The 26,666-nt window shown below is 57.7% G+C and carries 19 protein-coding genes and 1 pseudogene; 3 read left to right on the plus strand and 17 right to left on the minus strand.

Annotated features, from left to right (window positions below; all coding sequences use genetic code 11):
* The first annotated feature begins 30 nt into the window (after positions 1 to 30).
* Both WFK59_RS10290 and WFK59_RS10295 read left to right on the plus strand, forming a co-directional pair.
* Positions 31 to 1,044, plus strand: a complete 1,014-nt coding sequence (locus WFK59_RS10290) for a M4 family metallopeptidase (protein WP_336755728.1) — start codon at positions 31 to 33, stop codon at positions 1,042 to 1,044.
* Positions 1,041 to 1,373, plus strand: coding sequence for a protealysin inhibitor emfourin (locus WFK59_RS10295; RefSeq protein WP_233987390.1), 333 nt, complete (start codon positions 1,041 to 1,043; stop codon positions 1,371 to 1,373). Before WFK59_RS10290 ends, WFK59_RS10295 begins: the two co-directional genes overlap by 4 nt.
* A gap of 44 nt (positions 1,374 to 1,417) precedes the next feature.
* On the opposite strand, the gene WFK59_RS10300 is transcribed toward WFK59_RS10295, so the two are convergent.
* From WFK59_RS10300 to WFK59_RS10360, 13 genes and pseudogenes are all read right to left on the minus strand, one after another.
* Complete coding sequence (locus WFK59_RS10300; protein WP_336755729.1) at positions 1,418 to 3,859, minus strand: glucose/quinate/shikimate family membrane-bound PQQ-dependent dehydrogenase; 2,442 nt, start codon at positions 3,857 to 3,859, stop codon at positions 1,418 to 1,420.
* A 279-nt stretch (positions 3,860 to 4,138) separates the two neighbouring features.
* Entirely contained in the window at positions 4,139 to 4,381 is a 243-nt protein-coding gene (locus WFK59_RS10305; protein WP_336755800.1) for a zinc ribbon domain-containing protein, read from the minus strand.
* A gap of 64 nt (positions 4,382 to 4,445) precedes the next feature.
* Entirely contained in the window at positions 4,446 to 5,936 is a 1,491-nt protein-coding gene (der, locus tag WFK59_RS10310; RefSeq protein WP_233987388.1) for a ribosome biogenesis GTPase Der, read from the minus strand.
* Positions 5,937 to 6,107: 171 nt separating this feature from the next.
* Positions 6,108 to 7,289: an outer membrane protein assembly factor BamB gene (gene bamB, locus WFK59_RS10315; protein ID WP_233987387.1), complete on the minus strand. Its 1,182-nt coding sequence runs from the start codon at positions 7,287 to 7,289 to the stop codon at positions 6,108 to 6,110.
* Between the two features lie 19 nt (positions 7,290 to 7,308).
* Positions 7,309 to 7,926 carry a YfgM family protein gene (locus tag WFK59_RS10320; protein WP_233987386.1) on the minus strand — a complete coding sequence of 206 codons (618 nt, stop codon included), beginning with the start codon at positions 7,924 to 7,926 and terminating at the stop codon, positions 7,309 to 7,311.
* Positions 7,927 to 7,965: 39 nt separating this feature from the next.
* Positions 7,966 to 9,240 carry a histidine--tRNA ligase gene (gene hisS / locus WFK59_RS10325; RefSeq protein WP_336755730.1) on the minus strand — a complete coding sequence of 425 codons (1,275 nt, stop codon included), beginning with the start codon at positions 9,238 to 9,240 and terminating at the stop codon, positions 7,966 to 7,968.
* A 105-nt stretch (positions 9,241 to 9,345) separates the two neighbouring features.
* The gene (gene ispG / locus WFK59_RS10330) at positions 9,346 to 10,467 is read right to left on the minus strand and encodes a flavodoxin-dependent (E)-4-hydroxy-3-methylbut-2-enyl-diphosphate synthase (protein ID WP_233987384.1); all 1,122 of its coding nucleotides are present in this window, start codon (positions 10,465 to 10,467) and stop codon (positions 9,346 to 9,348) included.
* Positions 10,468 to 10,504: 37 nt separating this feature from the next.
* A complete protein-coding gene (gene rodZ / locus WFK59_RS10335; RefSeq protein ID WP_233987383.1) occupies positions 10,505 to 11,530 on the minus strand; it encodes a cytoskeleton protein RodZ in 1,026 nt (341 codons plus the stop codon).
* Positions 11,520 to 12,254, minus strand: a complete 735-nt coding sequence (gene pilW, locus WFK59_RS10340; protein WP_336755731.1) for a type IV pilus biogenesis/stability protein PilW — start codon at positions 12,252 to 12,254, stop codon at positions 11,520 to 11,522. Before pilW ends, rodZ begins: the two co-directional genes overlap by 11 nt.
* An 80-nt stretch (positions 12,255 to 12,334) precedes the next feature.
* A complete protein-coding gene (locus WFK59_RS10345) occupies positions 12,335 to 13,504 on the minus strand; it encodes a bifunctional tRNA (adenosine(37)-C2)-methyltransferase TrmG/ribosomal RNA large subunit methyltransferase RlmN (protein WP_233987382.1) in 1,170 nt (389 codons plus the stop codon).
* 185 nt (positions 13,505 to 13,689) lie between these two features.
* Positions 13,690 to 14,121, minus strand: a complete 432-nt coding sequence (ndk, locus tag WFK59_RS10350; protein WP_003848684.1) for a nucleoside-diphosphate kinase — start codon at positions 14,119 to 14,121, stop codon at positions 13,690 to 13,692.
* Positions 14,122 to 14,296: 175 nt separating this feature from the next.
* Positions 14,297 to 16,624 (minus strand): peptidoglycan glycosyltransferase PbpC, encoded by a 2,328-nt coding sequence (pbpC, locus tag WFK59_RS10355; RefSeq protein WP_442956305.1) that lies wholly within the window; start codon positions 16,622 to 16,624, stop codon positions 14,297 to 14,299.
* Positions 16,625 to 16,636: 12 nt separating this feature from the next.
* A pseudogene (locus tag WFK59_RS10360) lies at positions 16,637 to 21,532 on the minus strand (alpha-2-macroglobulin family protein).
* A 145-nt stretch (positions 21,533 to 21,677) separates the two neighbouring features.
* On the opposite strand from WFK59_RS10360, the gene sseA reads away from it, so the two are divergent.
* Entirely contained in the window at positions 21,678 to 22,520 is an 843-nt protein-coding gene (sseA, locus tag WFK59_RS10365) for a 3-mercaptopyruvate sulfurtransferase (RefSeq protein WP_233987379.1), read from the plus strand.
* A gap of 33 nt (positions 22,521 to 22,553) precedes the next feature.
* On the opposite strand, the gene sseB is transcribed toward sseA, so the two are convergent.
* The 4 genes from sseB to iscR all read right to left on the minus strand — a co-directional run bounded on the left by sseB (position 22,554) and on the right by iscR (position 26,562).
* Positions 22,554 to 23,318 carry an enhanced serine sensitivity protein SseB gene (sseB, locus tag WFK59_RS10370; RefSeq protein ID WP_094119748.1) on the minus strand — a complete coding sequence of 255 codons (765 nt, stop codon included), beginning with the start codon at positions 23,316 to 23,318 and terminating at the stop codon, positions 22,554 to 22,556.
* A gap of 47 nt (positions 23,319 to 23,365) precedes the next feature.
* The gene (pepB, locus tag WFK59_RS10375; RefSeq protein ID WP_233987378.1) at positions 23,366 to 24,652 is read right to left on the minus strand and encodes an aminopeptidase PepB; all 1,287 of its coding nucleotides are present in this window, start codon (positions 24,650 to 24,652) and stop codon (positions 23,366 to 23,368) included.
* A gap of 169 nt (positions 24,653 to 24,821) precedes the next feature.
* A complete protein-coding gene (locus WFK59_RS10380) occupies positions 24,822 to 25,976 on the minus strand; it encodes an IscS subfamily cysteine desulfurase (RefSeq protein ID WP_233987377.1) in 1,155 nt (384 codons plus the stop codon).
* Between the two features lie 88 nt (positions 25,977 to 26,064).
* A complete protein-coding gene (gene iscR / locus WFK59_RS10385) occupies positions 26,065 to 26,562 on the minus strand; it encodes a Fe-S cluster assembly transcriptional regulator IscR (protein ID WP_233987376.1) in 498 nt (165 codons plus the stop codon).
* Positions 26,563 to 26,666: the final 104 nt, after the last annotated feature.

Here is a 26,666-nt window from a genome sequence, read left to right on the forward strand (position 1 = left end):
TGGCACATCCCTGTTGCCAAGGAGTTTCACATGGCTTTTAGCGTTATTCCTCCCTATATCCTCCGCAAAATTATCGCGCACGGCTCCGGCCATCAGCAGGAACAGGCGCGCCGTACTCTGACCCATGTCCAGCATCTGATGGCGGAACACTGGCAAAAGCCGACCGTGGCGAAAACAGCAGCGGGCGGCCATGTGGACCGTGAAATTTATGATGCGCAAAATCAGCAAACCCTTCCCGGGAAGCTGATCCGTCAGGAAGGCCAGCCTGAAAACGGTGATGTCGCCGCCGGGGAAGCCTGGGATTATCTCGGCACCACCTATGACTTTTTCTGGCAGGCGTATCAGCGTAATTCGCTGGATAATCAGGGGCTGAAACTGCTCGGAACGGTCCATTACGGCGACAAATATCAGAATGCGTTCTGGAACGGTCAGCAGATGGTATTTGGTGATGGCGACGGTGAAATATTTAACCGCTTTACCATTGCGATAGACGTGGTGGCGCATGAACTGACGCATGGCGTGACCGAGAATGAAGCCGGTCTGATCTACTTCGAACAGGCGGGGGCGCTAAACGAGTCACTTTCCGATGTATTCGGCTCGCTGGTCAAACAGTTCAGCAAGAAGCAGAGCGCCGATCAGGCGGACTGGATTATCGGCGAAGGATTACTGGCTAGCGGCATTAATGGCAAGGGCCTGCGGTCAATGTCAGCGCCCGGCACCGCGTATGACGATCCAATGCTGGGGAAAGATCCGCAGCCAGCGCACATGGATGATTATGTGCAGACTCGTGAAGATAACGGCGGTGTGCATCTCAATTCCGGTATTCCTAACCGCGCTTTCTATCTGGCGGCGAAAGCGCTGGGCGGCTATGCGTGGGAGCAGGCGGGACACGCCTGGTACGACACGCTGTGCGACGATGAACTGCCGCAGGACGCCGATTTCAAAACCTTTGCCCGCTTTACCGTTCAGCATGGCGAAAAACGCTTTAACCGTTCCGTTGCCAGCGCGATTGAGCAGGCGTGGAAAGAAGTGGGTGTGCTATGAGTGATCTGCCCGAACTCACCGATGATGCCACCATCATCGTGGCGCGTGAAGGCGGCCTTGCCTTTATGCCCGGCCTGCGTGCTGAGCGCCGTTTTTCGCTGGGTGAACTGCCGCCGCCGGAAAAGCAGCGCGTCTGTCGCGCCCTTGAGCAGGCGATGCCACTGGGCGAACCGGAAGAGAAAGCGCCTCAGGTGGGAAGCGGCGATCAACGCTATTTTCGCATTCAGATTCAGTATGCGACCCACCGCGAGGTCGGCACCATTGTGTTGCTGATTCCGGAACAGGTGGCGCCACCAGAATTACAGGCGCTGTGGCGTGATGGAAAATAAGCAAAAAAAAGGGCCGACAATGTCGGCCCTTTTCACTGGTGAGGTTACTTGCTGTCTGGCAGCGCGTAAGCAATCACGTAGTCACCGCGATCCGGCGACTGGCGTGCGCCACCAGCCGAGATGAGGATGTACTGTTTGCCGGTTTTCGGCGAAACGTAGCTCATCGGGCCACCCTGGCTACCCACCGGCAGACGCGCTTTCCACACTTCTTTACCGGTTGAGGCATCAAAGGCGCGCAGATAGTAATCCTGGGTACCGGCGATGAACACCAGGCCACCCTGGGTTGCCAGCGTACCACCCAGCGTTGGCATACCGACCGGCATTTTCATCCGCATCTTGATGCCGAAAGGTCCGGTATCCTGCACGGTACCAACCGGCACCTGCCAGACGATTTTCTGGGTTTTCATGTCAATCGCCGACAGCGTACCAAACGGTGGCTTCTGGCAAGGAATGCCCAGCGGCGACATAAAGCGGTTTTTGTTCACCGCATACGGTGTACCTTTCAGCGGCACCGCGCCCATACCGGTGTTGATCGCTTCACCGCCGTTGCTGCCACGTGAAATCTTATTGGTGTCAGCCGGGATCATCTGTACCCACAGGCCGAGACGCATATCATTGACGAACAGCAGGTGGTTGTTCGGATCGGTTGACATGCTGCCCCAGTTCATCCCGCCCAGCGAACCCGGGAAGCTCAGCGACTTATCGGTGTCCGGCACGGTGAACAGACCATCATAACGCATCGATTTGAAGCCAATACGGCAGGCCAGCTGATCAAACGGCGTTGCACCCCACATGTCAGACTCTTTCAGCGTCTGGTTGCCAATCTGCGGCATACCGGTCGAATGAGGCTGGGTTTTGGTGTACTGCTCGTTCGGGATATGGCCCTGCGGCATCGGCAGCTCTTCGACTTTAGTCAGTGGCTTGCCGGTCATGCGATCGAGCACGAAGATCATGCCGGTTTTACCGCCAATCACTACTGCCGGTTTGGTGGTGCCATCCTTCTGTGGGAAATCGATCAGGCTTGGCTGCATCGGCAGGTCGAAGTCCCACAGATCGTTATGTACGGTCTGATAAACCCACTTCTCTTTACCGGTAGTGGCGTCGAGCGCCAGCACGGATGCACCATATTTGTGATCCAGTTCGGTACGGTTCGCACCCCACAGATCGACAGATGAGCTGCCCATCGGGATAAACACGGTGTTCATCGCCGGATCGTAGGACATCGGTGCCCAGGAGTTCGGCGTACTGCGGGCGTACTCTTTGCCCGGCATTAATATCGCATTCGGATCGACATTACCCGGGTCAAACGCCCAGCGCATCTGGCCGGTGATGACGTCAAAACCACGCAACACGCCACCAGGCATATCGGTCTGGACGTTATCCGCCACGCGACCACCAACCACAACGGTGGTACCTGCCAGCGTCGGTGCCGAAGTCAGCTGATACTGGGGATCGGGTGCCTGGCCGAGGCCGGCTTTCAGATCGACGATACCGTTATGGCCAAAGTTCTCACAGAATTCACCGTTGTCGGCGTTGATAGCAATCAGACGTGCATCAATGGTGTTCATCAGGATGCGGCGCTGACAGCTATCACCGGCTGGCAGCGTGACGGCCGGAACCGGCGTCGAGCCTGGCTGAGTTGGCTGCTGCAGCGGTTTAGTGGCATCGAAATAGGCCAGACCACGGCAGCGCGGCCAGACTTCCGCCTGGGCGTTGATTTCGCGCTTCCAGATCTGCTTACCGCTGTCTGCTTCAACCGCAATCACGTTGTTGTGCGGGGTACAGAGATACAGGGTATTGCCTACCTGTAATGGGGTCTGCTGATCTTCCGCGCCGTTACCGGTCGGGCTGTCCGGGATATCGCCGGTATGGAAGGTCCAGGCAACCTGCAGATCTTTGACGTTATCGCGGGTGATCTGATCCAGCGCCACAAAGCGGCTGCCCTGCGGCGTGTTGCCGTAGTTATCCCAGTCTTTCTGCTGTTTCGCTTTATCTACCGGAATCAGCGGCAGCTCTTCACCTGAAGAGGCCACGGTAGGATGTGGCTGAAACATCTGCACAAAGGTGACCACCATGCCAACGGCCAGCAGCGCAGAGAGCGTGTAGGCAGCTTTGGCCAGCGAGCTTTTGCCTTCACGCTTGCGCAGCGCAGGCCAGAGCAGGAAGGCCACAACCATCAGGCCAGCTGGCACCATCAGGCGCGACACCAGCGGCCAGAACTCCAGCCCGGCATCAAACAGTGACCAGATCAGCGTGCCGACAAATACCAGCAGAAACAGGACCACCGCCGAGGATTTGCGGCGGAAAAACTGTATTGCTGCCAGAACGGTCACGATACCGGCAATCAGGAAGTACAAACTGCCGCCAAGGGCGACCAGTTTACCGCCGCCAATCGCGAAGAACAGACCGGTTGCCAGCAGCACCAGTCCGAACAGCACGGATATGATTCCCAGCCCCTTAGCGGAGCGGGACGATGTTTCAGCCATAACACTAACTCTCCTGAATAAGCAGAGCGCTCACGCCGGTTGCCGCCTGAACTGCGCAACCTTGTCAAAGAGACATGCGGCGTGCCGCACTGCTTCAAATCGAATATAAACAGACCCGCGTCTGTGAAGTGACCTGGACCGGAAAAAAATGGATCGGCTGGTCCCTCCCCACGACGCGGCAGGATTGTACCACCTGGTACATTACAGAGTGAACATCTATAACGCAGTTGTTACGCTGCAATAGCATTTTTGCTACAACAATCTCTTTATCCGCACCGCTTATGCTGTCCCTGAACCGCCTTGCGCTTTCTGCGGCTGAAAATCGACACGTTTTTTCGAAATCAGGCCGTGTCCGTGATGACAGAAATAGTTCACCGCACCGCAGGCGCTCAGCCGTTCCAGTGGCTGATGACAGTCAGGACAGCACGCCTCCGCCAGGTAGCGCGCGCCGCAACCGCTACAGATAAACTCACCGTCGCTGAGCTGTAACGGCTGCTGACATTTTTCACAGTGGATGGTCATCATCACTCCCCGCCCGTTGTTTTAGCTTAGGCCAAAAAAAGAGGGCCTTCCGGCCCTCATTTGCTTAACGCTTATTTTTCTTCATATGCGCCATCAGGCGCTTACGCTTACGCTGCTGCGTTGGGGTCAGCAGGTTGCGCTTCCCTTCGTACGGGTTATCACCCTCTTTGAACTGGATGCGAATCGGCGTTCCCATCACGTTCAGTGATTTACGGAAGTAGTTCATCAGGTAGCGCTTGTATGAGTCCGGCAGATCTTTAACCTGATTACCGTGGATTACCACAATTGGCGGGTTATAACCGCCGGCATGCGCATACTTCAGCTTAACGCGACGACCACGAACCAAGGGCGGCTGATGATCTTCGGCTGCCATGTTCATGATGCGGGTCAGCAGCGAGGTGTTTACGCGCTTCGTCGAACAGTCATAGGCTTCGGTGATTGACTCAAACAGATTACCGACGCCGCTGCCGTGCAGCGCAGAGATAAAGTGAATGCGGGCGAAATCGATAAAGCCCAGACGGTAGTCCAGCGTCTCTTTCACTTCGTCACGCACTTCCTGCGACAGGCCATCCCATTTGTTGACCACAATCACCAGCGAACGACCACTGTTGAGGATAAAGCCCAGCAGCGAGAGATCCTGATCGGAAATACCGGCGTGAGCATCAATCACCAGCATCACCACGTTGGCATCTTCAATCGCCTGCAGCGTCTTAATCACCGAGAATTTCTCTACGGTGTCAGAGATTTTGGCACGCTTACGCACACCCGCAGTGTCGATCAGAACGTATTCACGTCCATCACGCTCCATCGGGATATAGATACTGTCGCGGGTGGTGCCCGGCATATCGTAGACCACCACGCGGTCTTCACCCAGGATGCGGTTAGTAAGCGTTGACTTACCTACGTTAGGACGGCCGACAATCGCCAGTTTGATCGGCAAGCCTGTCGGGTCGAAGTTTTCTTCTTCCTCTGCGGCTTCCAGTTCAGCCGTCTCCTCGGCGTCAAGTGCCGCCCAGTAAGCCTGGTTCTCTTCTTCTTCGGTGAGTTCGACCGGCTCAACCCTGTCCAGCCACGGCAACAGAGCCGTTTCGATCAGGCTGGAAACACCACGACCATGCGACGCCGCAATGGCGTGGATTTCGCCCAGACCCAGAGAATAGAAATCCACTACCGCCTGATCGGGATCGAGTCCGTCGGTTTTATTCGCCACCAGGAACGTGGCTTTCTGACGCGAACGCAGGTGTTTGGCGATTTGCTGATCGGCGGCCATCATGCCCGCGCGCGCATCGACCATAAACAGCACCACATCCGCTTCTTCGATCGCCAGCAGTGACTGCTCAGCCATCCGCGTTTCAACACCCTCTTCGGTGCCGTCGATACCGCCGGTATCGATAACAATAAATTCGCGCCCTTCCACTTCGGCGCGACCATATTTGCGATCGCGAGTCAGTCCAGGAAAATCCGCTACCAGCGCATCACGAGTGCGGGTTAAACGGTTAAACAGCGTAGATTTTCCCACATTGGGACGCCCAACCAGCGCGACCACAGGTACCATAACAATGCCTCAATAAATAATTAATCGCCCGAATGGCGTGATTATAACGGCTCTGGCCGTTAAGTTCAGGCTGAAGGCGCAAAGAATACCATGCCTGACTAAAAACGAAACGGCCCCTGATTAAATCAGGAGCCGTTAGTGCGGAGGATTTCACCTGCCAGACGTTACCCGTTAGCGGGTAATCGCATAGACCTCGCCATCTTTCGACTGGATCAGCAGCTTATCGCTGGCGACCACCGGCTCGGTCTGGAAGCCGGAGCTATCCAGTTTCTGCTGCGCGACAAAGCGACCATCCGTGGTGTTCATCCAGTGCAGATAGCCTTCGCTGTCGCCGACCACCAGGTAGCCGTTGTAGAGCACCGGTGAAGTCAGGTTGCGATGCAGCAGATCGCTCTGGCGCCAGATGGCGACGCCACCGTCGGCATTCAGCGCAATCACCCGATCATCCTGATCGACCAGATAGATGCGGCCCGCATCGACAATCAGATCTTTCACGCCGCCGATTTCGCGTTTCCACAAAATCTGACCAGAGCGCAGATCCAGCGCGGTGAGATCACCGTTATATGCCAGGGCGTAAACCACACCGTTAACGATAACCGGCGTAGTATCGACATCATTCAGACGATCGATCTCAGTCGCACCGCTGATCTGCGAAATACGCTGCTGCCAGATCAGCTGACCCTGATTCAGGATAACCGCGCTGACGCGACCACTGTCGCCGCCGACAATCGCACCGCCAAAAGCCACCGCTGGTGCAGATTCGCCGCGCAGGGACAGCGCTGGCATATCGAGGTTAACGCTCCACTTGATGGCGCCGCTGCTCTGATCCAGTCCCTGCAACATACCGTTGCTGGTGTGTACCAGTACCAGGCCGTCGCTGACCACCGGACGGGAAAGGGCTTCCCCCGCCACTTTGGTCTGCCACGCCAGGCTGCCATCGCTGCTGTTCAGCGCATAAACCTGACCGCGCTCGCTGCCCACATAGACGCGATCGCCTTCAGCCGTCAGGCCACCGGACAACAGGGCTGAGCGGTTTTTCGAGAAGAAGCCGGTTTTCTCAGAGAGATCGACTTTCCATTTTTCTTTACCGTTGGTGGCATCCAGCGCTTTCACGATACCGAAACGATCGGCCGCAAACACGGTGTTGTCCAGCCAGGCGGGATGCAGGTTGGAGTAGAAATCACCGACGCCATCTCCTACCGAGGTGCTCCACACTTCCTGTGGCGTGAACTGGTTTTCCACCTTGGGCAGCGGAGCCATTTTTACCACATCTTCTTCGCCGCTAAACAGCGAACAACCGCTGAGCAAAGTGACTGAAATCAGCCCCGGCAGCAGGTATTTACGTAATTCCATGCGCTCTCTCTTGACTGGCTTAGCTTAAGTTATTCATCTTCATCTGCATCATTTGCTTCAATGCCGGAGAGGCGTCAGATTCAACCCCTTTGCTCCATGCATCGCGCGCGCCCTGCTTGTCGCCTTTGCTCAGCAGCGCTTCGCCGCGGATATCGGCCACAATGGCTGTCCAGCCATCACCCTTCACAGCGTCAAGGGTTTTAAGCGCCGCATCAGCTTGATTCTGTTGCAGTTGAATGCGTGCCAGGCGCAGGTTAATCACCGCCTGCAGGTTGGCATCTTTGGTATCTTTCAGGCCGTTTTGCAGCAGCGTCGCGGCTTTGTCCAGCTGGTTGGTATCAACATACTGTTTTGCCAGATCCATCGCGGCCAGCGCACCGTAAGTGTTGCTGTTTTCATTGGCAAAGGTGTTTACCGCTTCCAGCGTTTCTGGCTTACCCGCCTGCATGGCGCTGGTGAGCTGCTGGTACTGCGCCGACACCGACTTCGTCGCCTCTTCCTGATGGCTGGACCAGTAACGCCAGCCGCCCAGCGCAGCAATGCCGATCACTACGCCAACCGCTAACGCTTTACCATTATTGGCAAAAAAGCGGCGCAGCGCATCGGTCTGCTCGTTCTCATTGCTATACACTTCCACGCAATCCCTCTCCTTTCAATGGTTGGTGCTGTAACACGCTTACTGTAACAGCGTGCGCAAAACAGCAGCAGCCTCTGCCTGAGCCAGCGTTTGCTGCTCGCCACGGCGTAGATCTTTAATCACGACCTGACCGGCCTTCACTTCATCCTCGCCTAACACCAGCGCGACGCGAGCGCCCCACTTGTCAGCACGAGCAAACTGTTTTTTAAAGTTGCCGCCACCGAAGTTGGTCATCAACCGCAGTTCTGGCGCTTCATCACGCAGTTTCTCCGCCAGTTGCATCGCAGCAGACTGCACGCCCTGACCCGAAGCGATTACATAGACATCCACATTGCTCGTCGGTTCAAAATCGGGATTCACCGCCTGAACCAGCAGCACCAGACGCTCCATGCCCATGGCAAAGCCGACGGCTGGCGTTGCACGTCCGCCGAGCTGTTCCACCAGGCCATCATAGCGACCGCCGCCACACACCGTACCCTGTGAACCGAGGCTGTCGGTCACCCACTCAATCACCGTACGATTGTAGTAATCAAGCCCGCGCACCAGGCGCTGGTTAATGGTGTAGGCGATACCGGCGTCATCCAGCAGCGCACAGAGGCCGTTGAAATGTTCGCGTGATTCTTCGTCCAGGTAGTCGCCGAGTTGTGGCGCATCGTTCAGCAGTTGCTGAATCTCGGGGTTTTTGCTGTCCAGTACCCGCATTGGATTACTGTACATGCGGCGTTTGCAATCCTCATCCAGCACCTCTTTGTGCTGCTCAAGGAAGGCGACCAGCGCATCGCGATAGCGGGCGCGGGCTTCAAGGGAGCCAATGGAGTTGAGTTCAAGGCGAACGTGATCGGCGATACCCAATGCTTTCCACCAGCGGGCGTTAAGCATAATCAATTCAGCGTCGATGTCCGGGCCCTGCAGGCCAAACACCTCGACGCCCATCTGGTAAAACTGACGGTAGCGTCCCTTCTGCGGACGCTCATAGCGGAACATCGGGCCCATGTACCACAGGCGCTGTTCCTGGTTGTAGAGTAAACCGTGTTCAATACCGGCGCGCACGCAGCCTGCGGTCCCTTCCGGACGCAGCGTCAGGCTTTCGCCGTTGCGATCCTCGAAGGTGTACATCTCTTTTTCAACCACATCGGTGACTTCACCGATGGCACGTTTAAACAGCGGGGTCTGCTCCACCAGCGGTAAGCGAATTTCGCTGTAACCGTAGCTCGCCAGCGTCTGTTTAAGAACGCTTTCAATCCGTTGCCAGATGGCGGTATCCGCAGGCAGGTAATCGTTCATCCCGCGAATCGCCTGAATATTCTTCGCCACGTTAGAATCTCTTAATGCAAAAAAACCTGTCCGGCATCATACCTTATGAGGATGAAACCGCACAGGTTCAGTCAAAAAAGTCACGTACGCAAACCGCGCACGCCATTATTTTTCCAGATGCTGCACATCAATACGGCGGCTGGCATCCAGCATCGATGCTTTGGCACGAATGCGCGCTTCCAGCTGATCGATCATATCGTTGTTATCGAGACGATCGCGCTGACGCACGCCATCTTCGTAGAAGCCGCTTTTCTTGTTGCCGCCGGTCACGCCCAGCGTGGAGAGGGTTGCTTCACCTGGCCCGTTGACCACACAACCGATAATGGAAACGTCCATCGGCGTGATCAGATCTTCCAGACGCTGCTCCAGCGCGTTGACCGTGCCGATAACGTCAAACTCCTGACGTGAGCAGGTTGGGCAAGCGATGAAATTGATCCCACGAGAGCGAATGCGCAGTGACTTGAGGATGTCGAAACCGACTTTCACCTCTTCAACCGGATCGGCCGCCAGCGAAATACGCAGCGTGTCGCCGATGCCTTCTGACAGCAGTAAACCCAGCCCGATGGCCGATTTCACTGCGCCGGCACGCGCGCCGCCCGCTTCGGTGATGCCGAGATGCAGTGGCTGCTCAATCTGTTTCGCCAGCAGACGGTACGATTCAACCGCCAGGAAGACGTCAGAGGCTTTTACGCTAACTTTGAACTGATCGAAGTTAAGGCGATCGAGATGATCGACATGGCGCATGGCGGATTCCAGCAGCGCCTGCGGCGTCGGCTCGCCATACTTTTCCTGCAGATCTTTTTCCAGCGAACCGGCGTTAACGCCAATTCGGATCGGGATATTGTTATCGCGTGCACAGTCAACCACCATGCGGATGCGCTCATTGTTCCCGATATTGCCGGGATTGATGCGCAGGCAATCGACGCCATATTCGGCGACTTTCAATGCAATGCGATAGTCAAAATGGATATCGGCCACCAGCGGGACGTTCACCTGCTGTTTAATCAGTCTGAATGCTTCTGCAGCATCCATCGTCGGCACCGAAATGCGGACGATGTCGACACCGACGCGCTCAAGGGCTTTGATCTGATTGACCGTCGCCGCCACGTCAGTGGTGCGGGTGTTCGTCATCGATTGAACAGCGATTGGCGCGCCGTCACCGACTGGCACCTTGCCGACGTAAATACGTTTGGATTTACGGCGGATAATGGGTGCTTCGTTATGCATATTTCTTCTCCACAATTGCCCGGTACGCGATACGCTGTTATTGCGCACCCAACGTCAGGCGAGCAACCTGGTTATTACGGATAAAACGACTTAAATCAACGGGCTGATTCTGATATTGCACCTGAACCGCGGAAGGAGCGCCAATTTTCAGACGATACGGAGCGGTTCCTGCGAGACTGAGTTTACCACCGCTACGCTGCAGGCCGCTGAACAGTTTTTTACCGGTCGCATCACTCACTTCCAGCCAGCAGTCGGCGTTAAAGGTCATCACCACTGCATTCGGATCGGTAGCCGGTTCACTGACTGCCGCTGCGCCCACCGGCATCTGCGGTGCGGTGCTGGCACTGTTGGGGGTTGCCGCTGGCGCGGCAGCGGTATTGTCTACCGGTGCCTGGCTGGGTGAAACCACCGCATTGTTGCTGTTGTCCGGCTGCGCTGCAGGCGCGGTATTGCTATTGCTGGCACTGGCGGCCGGAGCCGCACTGGCTGGTACGCTGGCGGCGCTGTTGTCAGCCGCCAGCGGCACATTGTTACTTTCATCGGGTGCGGCTGGGGTAGTGCTGTCACCGCTGGATTCACCCAGCGGAATAGACTGACCATCACCACTGCTGCCATTCTGGTCGGCCATCGACACCAGATCATCCTGTGAGGCTTTATGATTCTGCCACCACCAGGCGCCCGTCAGGCCAACCACCACAAACAGCACCAGCCAGGTGAAAATCATCAACCAGCCGTCACGCTTTTTGCGGCGCTTACCCAAAGAGAAACTTTGCATCGGTTCGATTTTTGCTGCACGAACCGGCGTCTGTTTCGCCATCATTGGCAGCAGTTCCTCTTCAGGAATATGCACCAGTCGGGCGTAGGAGCGAATGTAGCCGCGCAGAAAGGTAGAGGCTAAATCGGCTGGCGATTTATCTTCCTCAATGTCACGCACGGTAGAAAGTTTCAGACACAGGCGTTCAGCGACGTTCTGCTGCGTCAGCCCCATCTGCTCACGGGCCAGACGCAGGCGTTCACCTGTTGAATGTACTGCAGAGTTCTCTTGAGTGGCTTCAGTATTCATTAGCTAAATAACGCTGGTACTGTATCGATTGCGGAAAACGTCGCGCTAACCGGTCGCCATAACGTGAAACGTCAGCGGCATTCCCCTGTAGCGCGGCGAAACGTAAGTGTAACGCCAGACTGCGTGCCGTTTCGGGCCGCTGTTGCTGGTAAATCTCGAGCAAAATCTGCGCACTGGTCAGCTGGTTTTCAGCCAGCAGCTTTTCAGCTTCACTCAGCACCGATCCGGCTTTGCGATCGTCGGACTCCAGCGCCTGCTGTAATGTACGCCGTGCCGTGGCAAACTCGCCTGCCTGCAGATAACAAAATCCCGCCAGTTCAAGCGCATCGATGCGAGCGTCAACCTGCTGCGCATCGCCTGCCCGACTAAACTGTTGATGCGCTTCGCCATACTGCCTTAAAGTGCAAAGAAACGCACCGTAATTGTTAGCGACAAAACCATTCTGCGGGGCCTGCTGTTGTGCCAGCTGGTAATGGGCCTGTGCGGCAGCACGATTACCCTGCATTTGCGCCAGCCGGGCCAGCGCCAGTGATATCCGATAATCATCCGGTGCCGCCGCCTGCGCTCGCAGGAAATTACGCTCAGCGGCTTCTTCATCACCGCTCGCCAGGTAATGCATACCTAACTGTAGACGCACTTCTGCCGCACCGGGTTGCTGAGTGTGGCTGACACACCCGCTTACAACAAACAGGGCCAGTAAAGCCACAGGTAATCCCTTACGCATCATCGTTTCCATTGGGTTGACGTTAGCAGCGTTAAGCCTGCCACGCGTCACACCCTCAGGAAACGTTAACGGTCACGGTTTCAGAGCGCCTTCACAGATATCGCTTCACCGGCCATTTTTTTCCGCATCGTCCGCTTGGTACGGTCGATCACTTCGCCCGCCAGCTGACCACAGGCGGCATCAATATCATCACCACGGGTTTTACGCACGATGGTGGTGAAACCGTAGTCCATCAGCACCTTGGAGAAGCGATCGATGCGGCTGTTAGAGCTGCGGCCATAAGGTGCGCCCGGGAAGGGGTTCCACGGAATCAGGTTGATTTTGCACGGCGTCTCTTTCAGTAAGGCGGCAAGCTCATGCGCATCGTCAGTGCTGTCGTTCACATGATCCAGCAAGACGTACTCGATAGTGACGCGCCCCTGATTGGCATTCGACTTCCCGATGTAGCGTTTAACCGCGGCCAGGAAGGTTTCGATATTATATTTTTTGTTGATCGGGACGATATCGTCACGCAGTTTGTCATTGGGGGCGTGCAGCGAGATCGCCAGCGCAACGTCAATCATATCGCCCAGTTTGTCGAGCGCCGGCACCACGCCGGAGGTCGAAAGGGTCACGCGACGCTTCGATAAACCAAAACCGAAGTCATCCAGCATGATCTCCATCGCCGGCACGACGTTGTTCAGGTTGAGCAAAGGTTCGCCCATGCCCATCATCACCACGTTGGTGATCGGACGCTGGCCGGTAATTTTGGCTGCACCAACAATCTTCGCCGCGCGCCATACCTGACCAATGATTTCCGATACCCGCAGGTTACGGTTAAAGCCCTGCTGCGCAGTCGAACAGAATTTACACTCCAGCGCGCAGCCCACCTGCGACGAGACACACAGCGTGGCGCGGTCGCCTTCCGGAATATAGACGGTTTCAACCAGCTGATCGCCCACGCGAATCGCCCATTTAATGGTGCCATCGGTGGAACGCATCTCTTCCGCCACTTCCGGCGCGCGGATTTCGGTCAGCTCCATCAGCCGGGTGCGCAGCTTTTTGTTGATGTCGGTCATCTGCTCAAAATCATCGCAGCAGTAGTGATAGATCCACTTCATGACCTGGTCAGCGCGGAACGGCTTTTCACCGAGCGACAGGAAAAATTCGCGCATCTGCTGACGGTTGAGATCCAGCAGGTTAATTTTTTGGCTCTTGGGGGAAACGGCAATTGGGGATGCGGACGCGGGCGTCACAATCTGTTCAGACATAATGTTCTCTGGCCTCGTTGTTACACGTTATGGCGCTGTTCAGGAATAGGTAAAAAATTGCGCCTTCATTAAGCGGAGTCAATGAAGGCGCAATATTGTACAACATCTGCGGCCTGATAACAGGCAGGAGTCGCCTCCCTCAGGCAGATTTTTGTAAAGTCAGCCGGTGGTTAATCGCCAGGCGATTAACGGGTACGCGGGCAGATTTCGTTTTCGCCGAAGAAGTAAGCGATTTCACGGGCAGCAGATTCTGCTGAATCTGAACCGTGGGTCGCGTTCTCGGTGAAGCTGTCAGCGTAGTCAGCACGCAGCGTGCCAGCCAGCGCGTTTGCCGGGTTAGTGGCACCCATCAGGTCACGGTGACGCTGAACGGCGTTTTCACCTTCCAGCACAGAAACCACAACCGGGCCAGAGGTCATAAATTCAACCAGACCGTCGAAGAATGGCTTGCCCTGATGCTCAGCGTAGAAACCTTCAGCCTGCTCTTTGCTCAGCTGCAGCATTTTTGCGCCAACGATTTTGAAGCCTGCGCTTTCAAAACGGTTGTAGATGGCACCGATCACGTTTTTAGCGACGGCGTTTGGCTTGATGATAGAAAAAGTACGTTCGATTGCCATGTTGACCTCTGTCTTGACGTCCTGAAGAAACCGGAGGCGCACGCCCCGGCTAAGAAACGGCGCCGATTATAGGGGCAGAGCCTGGCGTTGCCTATCAGAGATCCGCAATTTATTGAAAAATCTTGATCTGAATCGGAGCAAAGCGGCCGCAACTCTGATTTAGCGCAAAAAACCATCACAGCCGGGTGAAGCTGACGGAGGCGAGCTGGCCCACCTCATCCATCACCACCAGCTGATAATCCCCTGGATGATCAAGATGCAGCGACAGATTATCCGCGGCGTTTTGCGTCATCAGAGGCTCGCCATTCAGGAACCACCAGCGCTGTTCGCCCTGCCCTCCCTGAACCGCCACCGGGATCACCAGCGAGCCGTTGCCTGGCAGCGGCTTGACGATCTGCCGCTCAGTCACGCCGGTGACGATCAGCGGTGCGCTGCTGCCCTGCTGTAACGGCGGACAATGGGTATCAACAGGCGGTAAGCGTTGCGCCCGCCGTTCATGAGGCGGCAGCCAGGCTTCCAGCGGCAGCGGCCAGACCAGCCGCTCGTGACGGGTGGCGTTGGGGCAATCTGCTGCCACACGCAGTCCCTGCGCATTCTGCCAGTAGCCGATGCGCAACCCGCTGAGGCTCTCCTGGCCAGGCGCCAGCAGGGTTGGCGGCTGCGTATTCGCGGCGACCCAGCTTTGCCGCCGCTGGCGGCAATTCTCGTCTCCGGCGGGCAGCGGCTGACCGCCAGGCCAGCAAATAGTTGCTACCGTTACCGAGGCCGGACGCGGATCAGCCGGCACCTCACGCCTGCCGAGGCGGCTCATCAGCACACTGTTGATCTGGTTCATGACGGGAACAGCAGAGGCAAAACCAAACTGCCCGGCCACCGGAGTCGCATCCGGTCGCCCGACCCAGACGCCAATCAGATAACGGGGATTGATTCCCACCGACCAGGCATCGCGATAGCCGTAACTGGTGCCGGTTTTCCAGGCCAGAGGCACCACGTCGGGTACGCGGCCATTGCCTGCCGGCTGCGCTTCACCGGCCAGGATACGCCGGACAATCCACGCTGCTTCCGGCGACAGCAGCCGCCGCTGTTGCAAGGGTTGATCGGGCGTCCAGCGCAGCTGAGCGGCATTGCCGTGGCGGGCAAAGGCGCTGTAGGCGGCCACGATCTCATCCATGCGCGCCCCGGTGCCGCCAAGAATTAACGAAAGATTAGGTTCAGCGCCGGGCGGAAAACGTAAGTTCAGGCCCACATTGCGCAGACGTGCCGCCGCATTTTTCGGCCCCAGCGCCTCCAGTAACTGGACGGCGGGCAGATTCAGGGATCGCACCAGCGCCTCGCTGGCGCTGACCGGGCCGTGAAAACCGGTGTCAAAGTTACCTGGCCGGTAATCACCAAAGCGACGCGGCACATCCTGCAGCAGCGATTCGGCATGGATCAGCCCCTCGTCCAGCGCCATGCCGTAAATAAAGGGTTTTAACACCGAGCCAGGCGAACGCACGCTGGCGATCATATCTACATGTCCAAAACGGCTGTCATCGGTAAAGTCAGCCGAGCCGACGTAGCCACGCACCGCCATGGTGGTGTGATCCACTACCAGCATCGCCAGCGAGGTGCGCGGCGGAAGCTGATTTTTTACATTCAGCGCCAGACTTTCCAGATCACGCTGCAAAGAAGGGTCGAGCGTGGAGACAATCTTATCGCTGCGGCTGATCGACAGCATACGCCGGGCCAGCAATGGAGCCATCTGCGGCATCTGCCGCGGCGGCAACCAGACCGGTTCCTGACGAATCTCCGCCACCTGTTCAGGGGACCAGATGCGGTATTGCGCCAGCCTATCCAGCACTTTATTACGGGCGGCTTCCGCCCGCTCCGGCCAGCGATCGGGCCGCAGACGGCTGGGTGCCTGCGGTAAAACCGCCAGCAGCGCCGCCTCACCGCGCGTCAATTGCGACGGTGCTTTTCCCAGCCAGCTCCAGCTGGCCGCACCTATCCCTTCCAGCGTGCCGCCAAAGGGCGCGCGGTTAAGGTAGAGCGTCAGGATGTCACGTTTGGAAAGATGCCACTCCAGCTGCAGCGCACGCCACGCCTGAATCAGCTTGCCGCGCAGCGTACGGGGTTGCGGGTCAATAAGGCGTGCCACCTGCATGGTCAGGGTGCTGCCGCCAGAGATCACGCTCTGATGACGCAGATCCTGCCAGGCGGCGCGCAGCAGAGCCAGTGGATTGATGCCGGGGTGATACCAGAACCAGCGATCTTCATAGGTCAGCAGCGCCTGCAGATAGGCCGGAGCCACCTCCTCTGGCGTCACCGGATAGCGCCAGATCCCCCGGCTGTCAGCAAAGCGCCACAATGGCGTACCGTCGCTGGCAACAATCACCCGCGCAGGCTGGACCTGTTTAAGCGGCAACGGGAACAGCCGATCCAGTCCCCACGTCGCCAGCCACAGTGCCAGAAAAAAAAGCGGCAGCGCGAGCCACCGCTTTTTAATAGTGCCGATGTTAATCACGCCTGACGTCACTTACTGGATGTGCAGCTGCGATGGCGTGCTGCCAGTGGCGCGCCACTCCGGCACATACATCGACTCGACCTGCGGCGGCGGCATCAGGTAGCGACCCGGTGTGACTGCCCGCGCCAGATAGATCAGCGTGGCGGGACGATAAGTATCCACCGCCAGTGCCGCCACAAAGCGATCGTCACGGAACTCAATGTGCTTAATGTCAGCCTGCTGCATATCACCCATGCTCTCCTTCAGCGCGTCCGCACTGTCGCCGAGGCTGGCGCTGCTGTCGGCCAGATTCTGGTTTTCCAGCTCCAGCCCGGCAGGCAGCAGATCCACCACCAGCGCATCTTTGATGCTGCGCGTCGACGAAACGGTCAGACGCACCACCAGTAACTCACCACTGCGCAGCCTGCTGAGATCGGCGGCTTTGCCATCCAGAGTAAAGTATTCACGTTTTATCCCGAGCACATTGCTTTCCGGCTGTGGTGCGGTCAGTGGATAACCGGTGACATCGAGACGACCATACAGCGGCGCACTGCCCGGATTACTGATGGCTAAGCCCTGCAACAGTCGCTCAGCCGCCAGCCCTTTATTCAGCGGTGCATCGCCCTGTAGCGGCTGTGGATCGCCCGCCAGTATCGCCTGCCAGCTTCTGCCCTGCGCACGCTGCAGAGTATGGGCCGCAAGATAGAGCGCATTATTCTCCTGGGTCGAGAACCAGCGTTTGCCGTTAACCTCTTTTGACAGCGACAGCAGCAGACTATTCTGCAAATCAGGCTGCAGTTGATTTTCTGCTAACAGGGCTATCATCATTCCCTGATCGCGCACCCTGCTGCCATAGTCGCCAAACCACTCTTTATCTGAGCGCGTCAGGCTGGCACCCTGCATGATCGCCAGCTGTGAACGTTGCCCGTCACCCATCAGCTTCAGCGCCACGCCAAGCTGCATCAGCGCCAGGCCGGAGCGGGATTTGTCCCGTTTTTCATACAAGACGCGCAGCGCACCCAGAGGCGCGCGCTGCTGACGCGCCAGCACCAGTCCGGCGTAAGCCTGAACGCTGAACTGCAGCGCGGCGTTATTATCGCTGCTGCCACCGCTGATCTGCGCGGGATCCTGCAGATAGCGCAGCAGCCGGGCGTTAGCGCGATCAACCACGTTATCCGGCAGCGCATAGCCCGCCTCGCTGGCGCGCAGCAGGAAGTCCGTCACGTAAGGCGTCAGCCAGAACTCCTCTTCACTCTGTTTATCCCACAGCCCGAAGCTACCGTTGGCCCGCTGCATGCCCGCCAGACGGGCAATGCCGGTGTTGACTGCGGCCCGGCGCGCCTCATCACTGCTGGTTTTTATCCCCATGGCCGTCAGCCCGGCATGGCTGGTGTAGAGAGAAGGCCAGAGGCCGCTGCTGGTCTGTTCCAGACAGCCGTAGGGATAGGTGTAAAGCGCACTGATATAGCTGGCGATGTTCAGCGGCGGGCGATTGCTCAGCGTCAGCTGTCCACTCAGGGTCTGAGCCTCCAGCCCGGTGAAAGCGGCTGCCGCGACCTGCCACGGCTGATCGGGATTGATCACGGCATCGAAATTCAGCGTCCGGGCCGGATAAGGTGGCCGGACACCGATTTTCCACTGCTGTTTGCTGGGCTTCACCTGCTCACCCGGCAGATTCAGACCGGAAATCTGCACGGTGACCTCACCGTCACCAAAGCCGGTTTTCGCGGTGACCGGAATCTGCACTGTGGTGCGTGCGCCTTTAGCCAGCGTCACGCTCTGGCTGGCAGCACTGGTCAGATCCACTAAACCACTGCTGCTCAGATCCACTTTCAGGGTTTGCGGCAGCTCCGTCAGGTTAGTGATATCCAGCGCCAGTGATGCCGTGTCGCCGCTGGCAAGGAAACGTGGAGTGGCCAGTTCGCTGATCAGCGGCGCCGCGACCACCAGTTTGCGCTCTGCCGCGCCGAAGCTGTCGTCGCTCTAGGCCTGAGTCATCAGCCGCAGTTCGCCGTTAAAGGCCGGGATCGGCAGCGTAACTGACCCGTTGCCCTCTTTATCCAGCGTCACCGCCTGTAACTGCTGCGCCACGATATTGACGTGCGTCACCGGCTTTTTGCCGCCGCGCGTCATCGATTCATCTTCGCCATCGCCACCAAAACGCAGCGCCGCGAGCCGGCCACCGCCTTCGATCAGCTGACCAAAGACGTCATACTGATCGACGTTGTAGCGTTTACGGCCAAAGAACGCCTGCCACGGATCGGGCGTTTTAAAATCTGTCACGCTCAGTACGCCGCTATCCACCGCTGACAGCAGCACATTCACTTTTTCTGGCAGCGGGCCACCGTCACGACTGGCGTGAACTTTTACCGTCAGGTTTTGTTCCGGACGGATTTTATCGGGCGCATCCAGCGTCAGATTTAAGCGGCGCGCCTCTGTCGCCATCGGCAGATGCAACAGCCCCACCGCGCGTTTTGGCGTTGCGCCACTGACCTTATCCCCGTCACGCACCACGATGGCGCTGAAGTAGAGATCGTGACGCTGCCAGCTCTCAGCCACGGGCACATCCACCGTTGTGCCGCCCTGCGGAACAGTCAGCGGTTGCCACCAGAGGGTGCCGCTGCTCGACTCCACCATCAGGTAGCCTTTACCGGCCGCCGGTGAATCCACCTGCAGATGCACGGTGTCGCCCGGCTGGTAAGCGGCTTTATCCAGCTTCAGTCTCACCTGATCCGGGCGCAACGCGCCCGTGCCATTGGTGTTATCCTGCCAGTCATAACCCGCCTGGAACCGCACGCTGCTGACGATCTTTTCGCCCACCTGCACTTCCAGCCGGTAGTGGCCCCACTCGACCGGGAAGCTGATTTTAGTACTGCCGTCAGCCGGGACAGAGATGGCGCGTTCATCTTCCTGCAGATCCTTGTCGCCGTACCGCGCCTGCCAGCCTTCGCTGTCAGAGAAACTCCAGTAGTAATCACGGCGTTCGCGAATCAGGCGCACTTCCAGCTTATCTGCCGCCAGTTTTTTGCCCTGACTGTTGGCATAGACAATGTCGAATTCGGCCAGACCCTGTTCCGGCACGGTAGGCTCATCGTGATAGCTGTCACTGCGGTAGTCATAAACCGCTTTATTACCGAACAGCGGCCGGATACCCGGCAGGACTTCTGCCGGCCAGATGGCCTGAGTGGCACGACGGGTAACCGGACGTCCGCCGGTTTCAAGCAGGCTGGCCTGCAGGATCAGATTGAGCGGGGAGCGCAGCTGATCCCACTGATTCTCTACCTCAAGCTGCGCTTTACCCTGGGCATCAAGCCTGAGATCCACCTCATCCAGCGTGCGCTTCAGACCTTCTTCGGTAATGTCACCAAACTGGTAGCCCGGCAACGCAGCCACCGCCTCGCGTGCCGGTCGCAGATAGAGTTGTCCCTGTAACGTGTTACCCGCGGCAGGTGCGCCATAGAGATAGCGTCCCTCAATACCGAACTCAACACGGGCATCAGCAGGCTGTGGCTGGGGATCGTTTTTCAGGGTTAACGCCATGCGTTCCGGCAGAAAATCTTCGACGTGGAAATGCCACTGGCGCTTGAGGTTATCGCCGGTATTGAGCCGCAGCATCCAGTCGCCGGTCATGGCGGATGCGGGCAGCGACAGTCGCTGCTGGTAGAATCCGGCGTCAGGCTGCCAGACAAAAGTCTGCATCACCTGGCCATCGGGCTGCACCAGCTCCGCTTTAATCGGCTGCGCGGGCAACGGGCGTCCGTCAGCATCACGAAGCAGCGCATTAACGATGACCGTTTCGCCAGGTCGGTAGATATCGCGCGGGCCAAAGACAAACAGTTGTTTGTCATAGCCCTGCGGCCCGGCAACCGGAAATTCGGCCAAATCCAGCGCCGGACGTGACAGATCGATCATCGAGGTCTGCTCACCCTGCACTGCCAGCAGCAGCTTCCCTTTTTCATCCGCCTTCAGGCGCAGATGACCGCTACTGTCGATGGTGCCGCTTTGCAGCACCTGTCCTTTCTCATCCAGTAACCTGACGCTGACTCCGGAAAGCGGCTGGCCGTTTGCCAGACTCTGAGCGAACAGTTCGAATTGGGTCGGGAAGCGATGCAGTGACAGGCCGATATCACTCAGAGTGAAAAGCGTGGCAGGCTGACTGTAGCGATAAGTACCGGCCTGCTTCATCACCGCCAGATAGACACCCGGTTGCTGAAGTGCGGAAATATCACGCATCGGCAGTTGCAGCTTTTCACGCGTGTTACGCGCCGGGTTGAGCTCAAAACGTCCGGAATAGACCAGCTGGCTGCTTTTCAGCAACTCCTGAGACTGCCAGCTGGAGAGGTTGTTGCCGTAGTTCCACTGCGAGAGAAATTCCGCCAGGCCCGCGTTTTTTATCCGGAAAAAATCCACATCAACCTGATCGACATTCAGTGCCAGTACCGGCAAACCCTGAGAGAGACGCAGCGGCAGCAGCGAGCCACGGCTGGCAAAGCCCACCATCGGTTCGATATCACGGGTTGTCACTTTTTTACTGATGCCGGCAGGCAGCGTCTCACCGCTGGCGGCGCGTAATCCCGGCTCCAGCGTCACGGTAAACTGACGTGAAGGCTCCGGATGGCGAAAGCGCAGCGCTTTGCGGTTCTCTGACAGCTCCCAGGCGCCGTCAACCTGGCCCTGTTTATCATCGATCAGCCTGACTTTTTGCGTCAGATCCTGCTTATCATCCAGCGGCTGATTGAAGGTTAACACCAGCGCGGCTGCGCCATCGAGCTGAAGCTCAGAGAGGTCGAGTAGCGCAAGTGGCTTGCTGACCTGTTGGGTGGCAGCGGTTTCCGCCGCGCTGACCGATAAAACCGGAGTGGCCGCGGTTGCCAGCAGAGAGCCGCCGATCAGCAAGCTGAACAGCCATGGGTTAATGCGTTTTTTCATGGTAAATCCTTCACCGTGTCCCAGAGGAGTTGTTTTGTAACGCTGCGCAATTTCATATCAATGCTCGCATTTAATCAACGCTTCTCTTGAGATGGCGCCCGCATTGCCCGACACTGACAGCACAGATCACTGAGATGAGGTTGTTATGACGACGCCACTGTTTGTGTCCGCCGACTGGTTACAGGAACACTACAACGATGAGACGCTGCAGGTGCTGGACACCCGTATGCTGCCGCCCGGTCAGGAGACGATCCGGGATGTGAATGGCGAATATCTGGCGGAACATCTGCCCGATGCGCCTTTCTTCAATATTGAAGAACTGTCGGATCACACCAGCCCCTATCCGCACATGCTGCCGCGCGCCGAGCGTTTTGCCGTGGCGATGCGCGAGCTGGGTATCAGTAGCGACAAACATCTGGTGGTGTACGACGAAGGTAATCTGTTCTCAGCGCCACGCGCCTGGTGGATGCTGCGCCTCTTTGGCGTGGCGCAGGTCTCGATTCTGGCCGGCGGCCTGCAGGGCTGGAAAGCGGCCGGTTATCCGGTTGCAACGGGTCCGGTCTCGCTGCCGGAAGGCGAATTTGAAGCCAGCGCGGATGAAAGCCAGATCCGCCGGCTGAACGATGTCCTGCTGATCAGTCATGAAGGCGGCGCACAGATTATCGATGCTCGTGCGGCCAATCGTTTCAACGCCGAAGTGGATGAGCCACGCCCCGGTCTGCTGCGCGGTCACATTCCGAATAGCCTGAATGTGCCGTGGAACAGCCTGGTGGTCAATGGCGAACTGAAACCGCTGGCTGAGCTGCGCGATCTGTTCACCCGCGCCGGGGTTGATCCGGAAAAACCGGTGGTGGCGAGCTGTGGTTCGGGCGTGACGGCGGCGGTGGTGATTCTGGCGCTGACCGCGCTGGGCGCACGTCAGACGGCGATTTACGACGGTTCCTGGAGTGAATGGGGCAGCCGCGACGACCTGCCGATTGCGAAGTAAAAAAAGAGCGGCCATTGCGCCGCTCTTTTTTCATCAGAGTATCCGTTCGCTGCCTTTAAAGTCGCGCAGGAAACTGCCCCAGCGGCGCTCATAGAACGGCGTAATGTGGGCGGTAAAGAAGTGGCTGATGCCGCGATCTTCCACCGTCACTTCGCACAGATCCACCGGCGCATCGTCCGGCAGCGTATCCATCGCTACGCTACCCGCCGCCTGAATGATCGCCTCAATGTCGCTGTCCGCTTCAATACCAATCAGCAGGTTCGGCGCTTCATCGGCCCGCTCACGGATGCTGGCGATAAACGCACGACGCACCTGTTTATATTTGCTGAACAGCTGGGTCAGCGAGTCAACCATCTGCGCGGGCGGTTCGGCTACTTCAGACAACAGCAGCGACTGCCCGCCTTCCAGCACCGTTTGCTGACTCAGGGCGCTGCCCTCTTCCGCCAGCAGATGAGTGATTTCGGCAGGCGAGAACTCTTTGCCGGTCGGTAACTTAGGATTGAGAAACAGCGTTTCGCCGCGGGTCATTTCAAACAGCGTGCGCACCGGCAGACGCAGATAAGCCTGCTCAGTGCTGACCGCGTCGCTCATCGCCTGTTCTGAACTGAAAAACGGAATGATGCTGCTGCCATCCTCTTTTTCCCAGTGCTGCAGATCGACCGGCGTGCTGGCATCAAGTTGCTGCGCGGTGCTTTCGCCCGGCACCCAGACGTCCGATTCCAGCAGCAGTTGAAAAAATTCGGGCCGGTGAGCTGGCTCGGTCGCCGCCAGCTTTAGCACCTCTTCAAGACGGTTCATAGTCACTCTCTAAAAATGCGGCGGCTGAAGCCACCGCGGAATAGCACTTATTTCAGTAACAGGTTAGCCAGCGTGCGCACACCAAGGCCGGTGGCGCCTGCGGCCCACTGATCGACCGCGCTTTTGCGGTAGGTCGCCGAACAGTCGATGTGCAGCCAGCCCTGCTGGTAGTTGCTGACGAAATAAGAGAGGAACGCTGCCGCGCTGCTGGCACCGGCCGCATGTGCCGGGCTGGCGATATTATTGAGATCGGCAAAGTTAGACGGCAGATGGCTGCGATGGAACTCGGCCAGCGGCAGACGCCAGAACGGCTCGTTCTCACTGACCGCGCTGCCCATCAGCGACTGCGCCAGCACCTCATCAAAGGTGAACAGGGCGTGATAATCGTTACCCAGCGCCGTCTTAGCTGCACCGGTAAGGGTGGCGGCGTCGATGATCATCGTCGGATTCTGCTCGCTGGCGTCGATTAAACCGTCAGCCAGTACCAGGCGTCCTTCCGCATCGGTGTTCATTACTTCCACCGATTTGCCGTTGCGATAGCGAATAATATCGCCCAGTTTGAAGGCGTTGCTGCTGACCATGTTGTCGGCACAGCAGAGGTAAAGTTTGACGCGTTTATTCAGACCGCGCGAAATGGCCATCGCCAGCGCACCGGTCACGGTGGCCGCGCCGCCCATATCGGACTTCATCGAATCCATGAAGCTGCTCTGCTTCATGCTGTAGCCGCCGGTGTCGAAGGTAATACCTTTGCCGACCAGACAGGCGTAAACCGGTGCGCTGTCGTCACCGGTTGGATTAAAGTCGAGCGCCAGCAGCACCGGCGGACGGCTGGAACCGCGTCCCACCGTATGCAGGCCCATATAACCCTGGACCCGCAGATCCTCACCTTTGGTGATGCGATAGCTGACGGCGCTGCCGCCCACTTCGCTGATCAGATCGATAGCCGTGTGCGCCAGCTGTTCCGGGCCCAGCTCTTCGGCCGGCAGGTTGATGGTGTTGCGTACCCAGTCGATAATTTTCAGACGACGATCAAATTCCGCCTGCTCATGCTCACCCAGCGTCGGCCACTCAACCTGACGCTGCCCTTTCGGACCGCGGTAGCCTTGCCAGAATGCCCAGCACTGCTCAAGGTGCCAGCCTTCGCCGGTCAGCGCCACGTGGCGGATACCCTGGCTATCCAGTTTGCGGCCGGCTCGCTGAAGGGTCATCAGCGCGTCAGCGCCGGTCAGGTGCAGCGTCATCCCGCTGTCGTTGCTGCTCAGAATGGCTTTTTCGCCCCAGCGCGCATCGGCGGGCTGGCTGCTAAGAGTGATGTTCATCGGTTGTGTGGTCATCGCGAAGCTCCATAGACGTTATTCGTTTCATCCAGCCCGATTGTTAAAGCGGATTTAATAAGATGTTACATGCAAGATGCAGACAGACCTGATAACAGATTCCGTCAGAGGATGCCAGCGTAGCGCAAATAATGGCGCGGTTTCCAGAATCAGGCCGGTAAGCTGCCGGTTACATTAAGGCGCGCAGACGCGTCACCGATTTCTGCACCAGCGCAATGGCGTAATCGATCTCTTCTTCGGTGGTAAAACGGCCAAGCGAAAACCGCAGCGAACTGTGGGCCAGCTCTTCACTGACACCCAGCGCCCGCAGGACATAAGAGGGCTCCAGGCTGGCCGACGTACAGGCCGAACCGGAGGAGAGCGCCAGATCTTTCAGCGCCATGATCAGCGATTCACCCTCAACGTCGGCGAAACTGAGGTTAAGTATAGTGGCCGCGCTGTGCTGCAGGTCACCGTTAAGCGTGACGCCTGGCAGCGTGCTGATACCCTGCCACAGCCGGTCGCGCAGGCTCTGCAGACGTGCCATTTCAGTTTCTCGCTCTTGCGCCGCGATCTGATAGGCTTCGCCCATTCCGACAATCTGGTGTACCGGCAGCGTCCCCGAACGCATACCCCGCTCATGCCCACCGCCGTGGATCTGGGCGGCAATCTGCACGCGCGGCTTACGACGCACATAGAGCGCACCGATCCCTTTCGGACCATACAGTTTGTGGGCGGAAAAGGACATCAAATCAACCGGCAACAGGCTGAGATCGATCGGCAGCTTGCCGACGCTCTGGGTGGCATCCACATGAAACAGAATGTCGCGTTCACGGCACAGCTCACCAAACGCAGCGATATCCTGAATCACCCCGATTTCATTATTGACGTGCATGATCGAGACCAGAATGGTGTCGTCGCGCAGGGCGTCACGCAGCATGTCAGGGCTGATCATGCCGTTGGCGGCCGGTTTCAGGTAGGTCACATCAAAGCCTTCCCGCTCCAGTTGCTGGCAGCTGTCGAGCACGGCTTTGTGTTCAGTCTGGCTGGTGATGATATGTTTGCCGCGCGCCTGATGAGCGTGGGCTGCGCCTTTAATCGCAAGATTGTCCGATTCGGTGGCGCCCGAGGTGAAAACGATTTCACGCGGATCGGCATTGACCAGTTCGGCCACCTGATTGCGCGCCACATCGACCGCTTCTTCAGATTGCCAGCCAAAACGGTGAGAACGGGATGCCGGATTACCGAACGTGCCATCCAGCGTCAGAAACTGCATCATTTTGCTGGCCACACGCGGATCGGCCGGCGTGGTGGCGGCATAATCCAGGTAAATCGGTAATTTCATTGCGCTACAGCTCCGTATAAAAAATCATACGTCTTTATAGCAGATTCGGCCCCGCCCGCGTTAGCAGTTAGGGCCGCAACAGCGGGGATTACGAGGCGCGCAGATTGACGTTGATTTCCTGAGCGCGCGGGCTCTGGAAGCGACGATTGTCATTGGCGTTCTGACGATCGGCCACGTCAAGGATCTCCTGATTATTCACCAGCTCAGCCAGGGTGATATTGTTCAGGAAGTCACTGATACGCACGCTCAGATCGCGCCACAGGACGTGAGTCAGGCAACGCTCGCCGCCCTGGCAGCCTTCTTTGCCCTGGCATTTGGTGGCGTCAACCGACTCATCGACCGCGGTGATCACTTCACCGACGGCGATAGCATTTGATTCTTTGCCTAACAGATAACCGCCGCCCGGACCGCGCACGCTGGAAACTAAGCCATTTTTACGCAATCGGGAGAATAACTGCTCGAGATACGACAGCGAAATGCCCTGACGTTCAGAAATATCAGCCAGCGGAACCGGGCCTTCATGGGAGTGAAGGGCAACGTCCAGCATAGCAGTTACGGCATAACGTCCTTTAGATGTCAGTCTCATAGCGTACGACCTCAATAGCGTCCGGTTATCGGAGGATTTGCAAAAGATGCTGGCAAGTCTGACATTCCCGAGTAATTTGGTCAACTATTTAACCAGGTAAAACA

Source organism: Pantoea sp. USHLN298 (assembly GCF_037149395.1).
In the GTDB taxonomy this organism is placed as follows: domain Bacteria; phylum Pseudomonadota; class Gammaproteobacteria; order Enterobacterales; family Enterobacteriaceae; genus Pantoea; species Pantoea astica.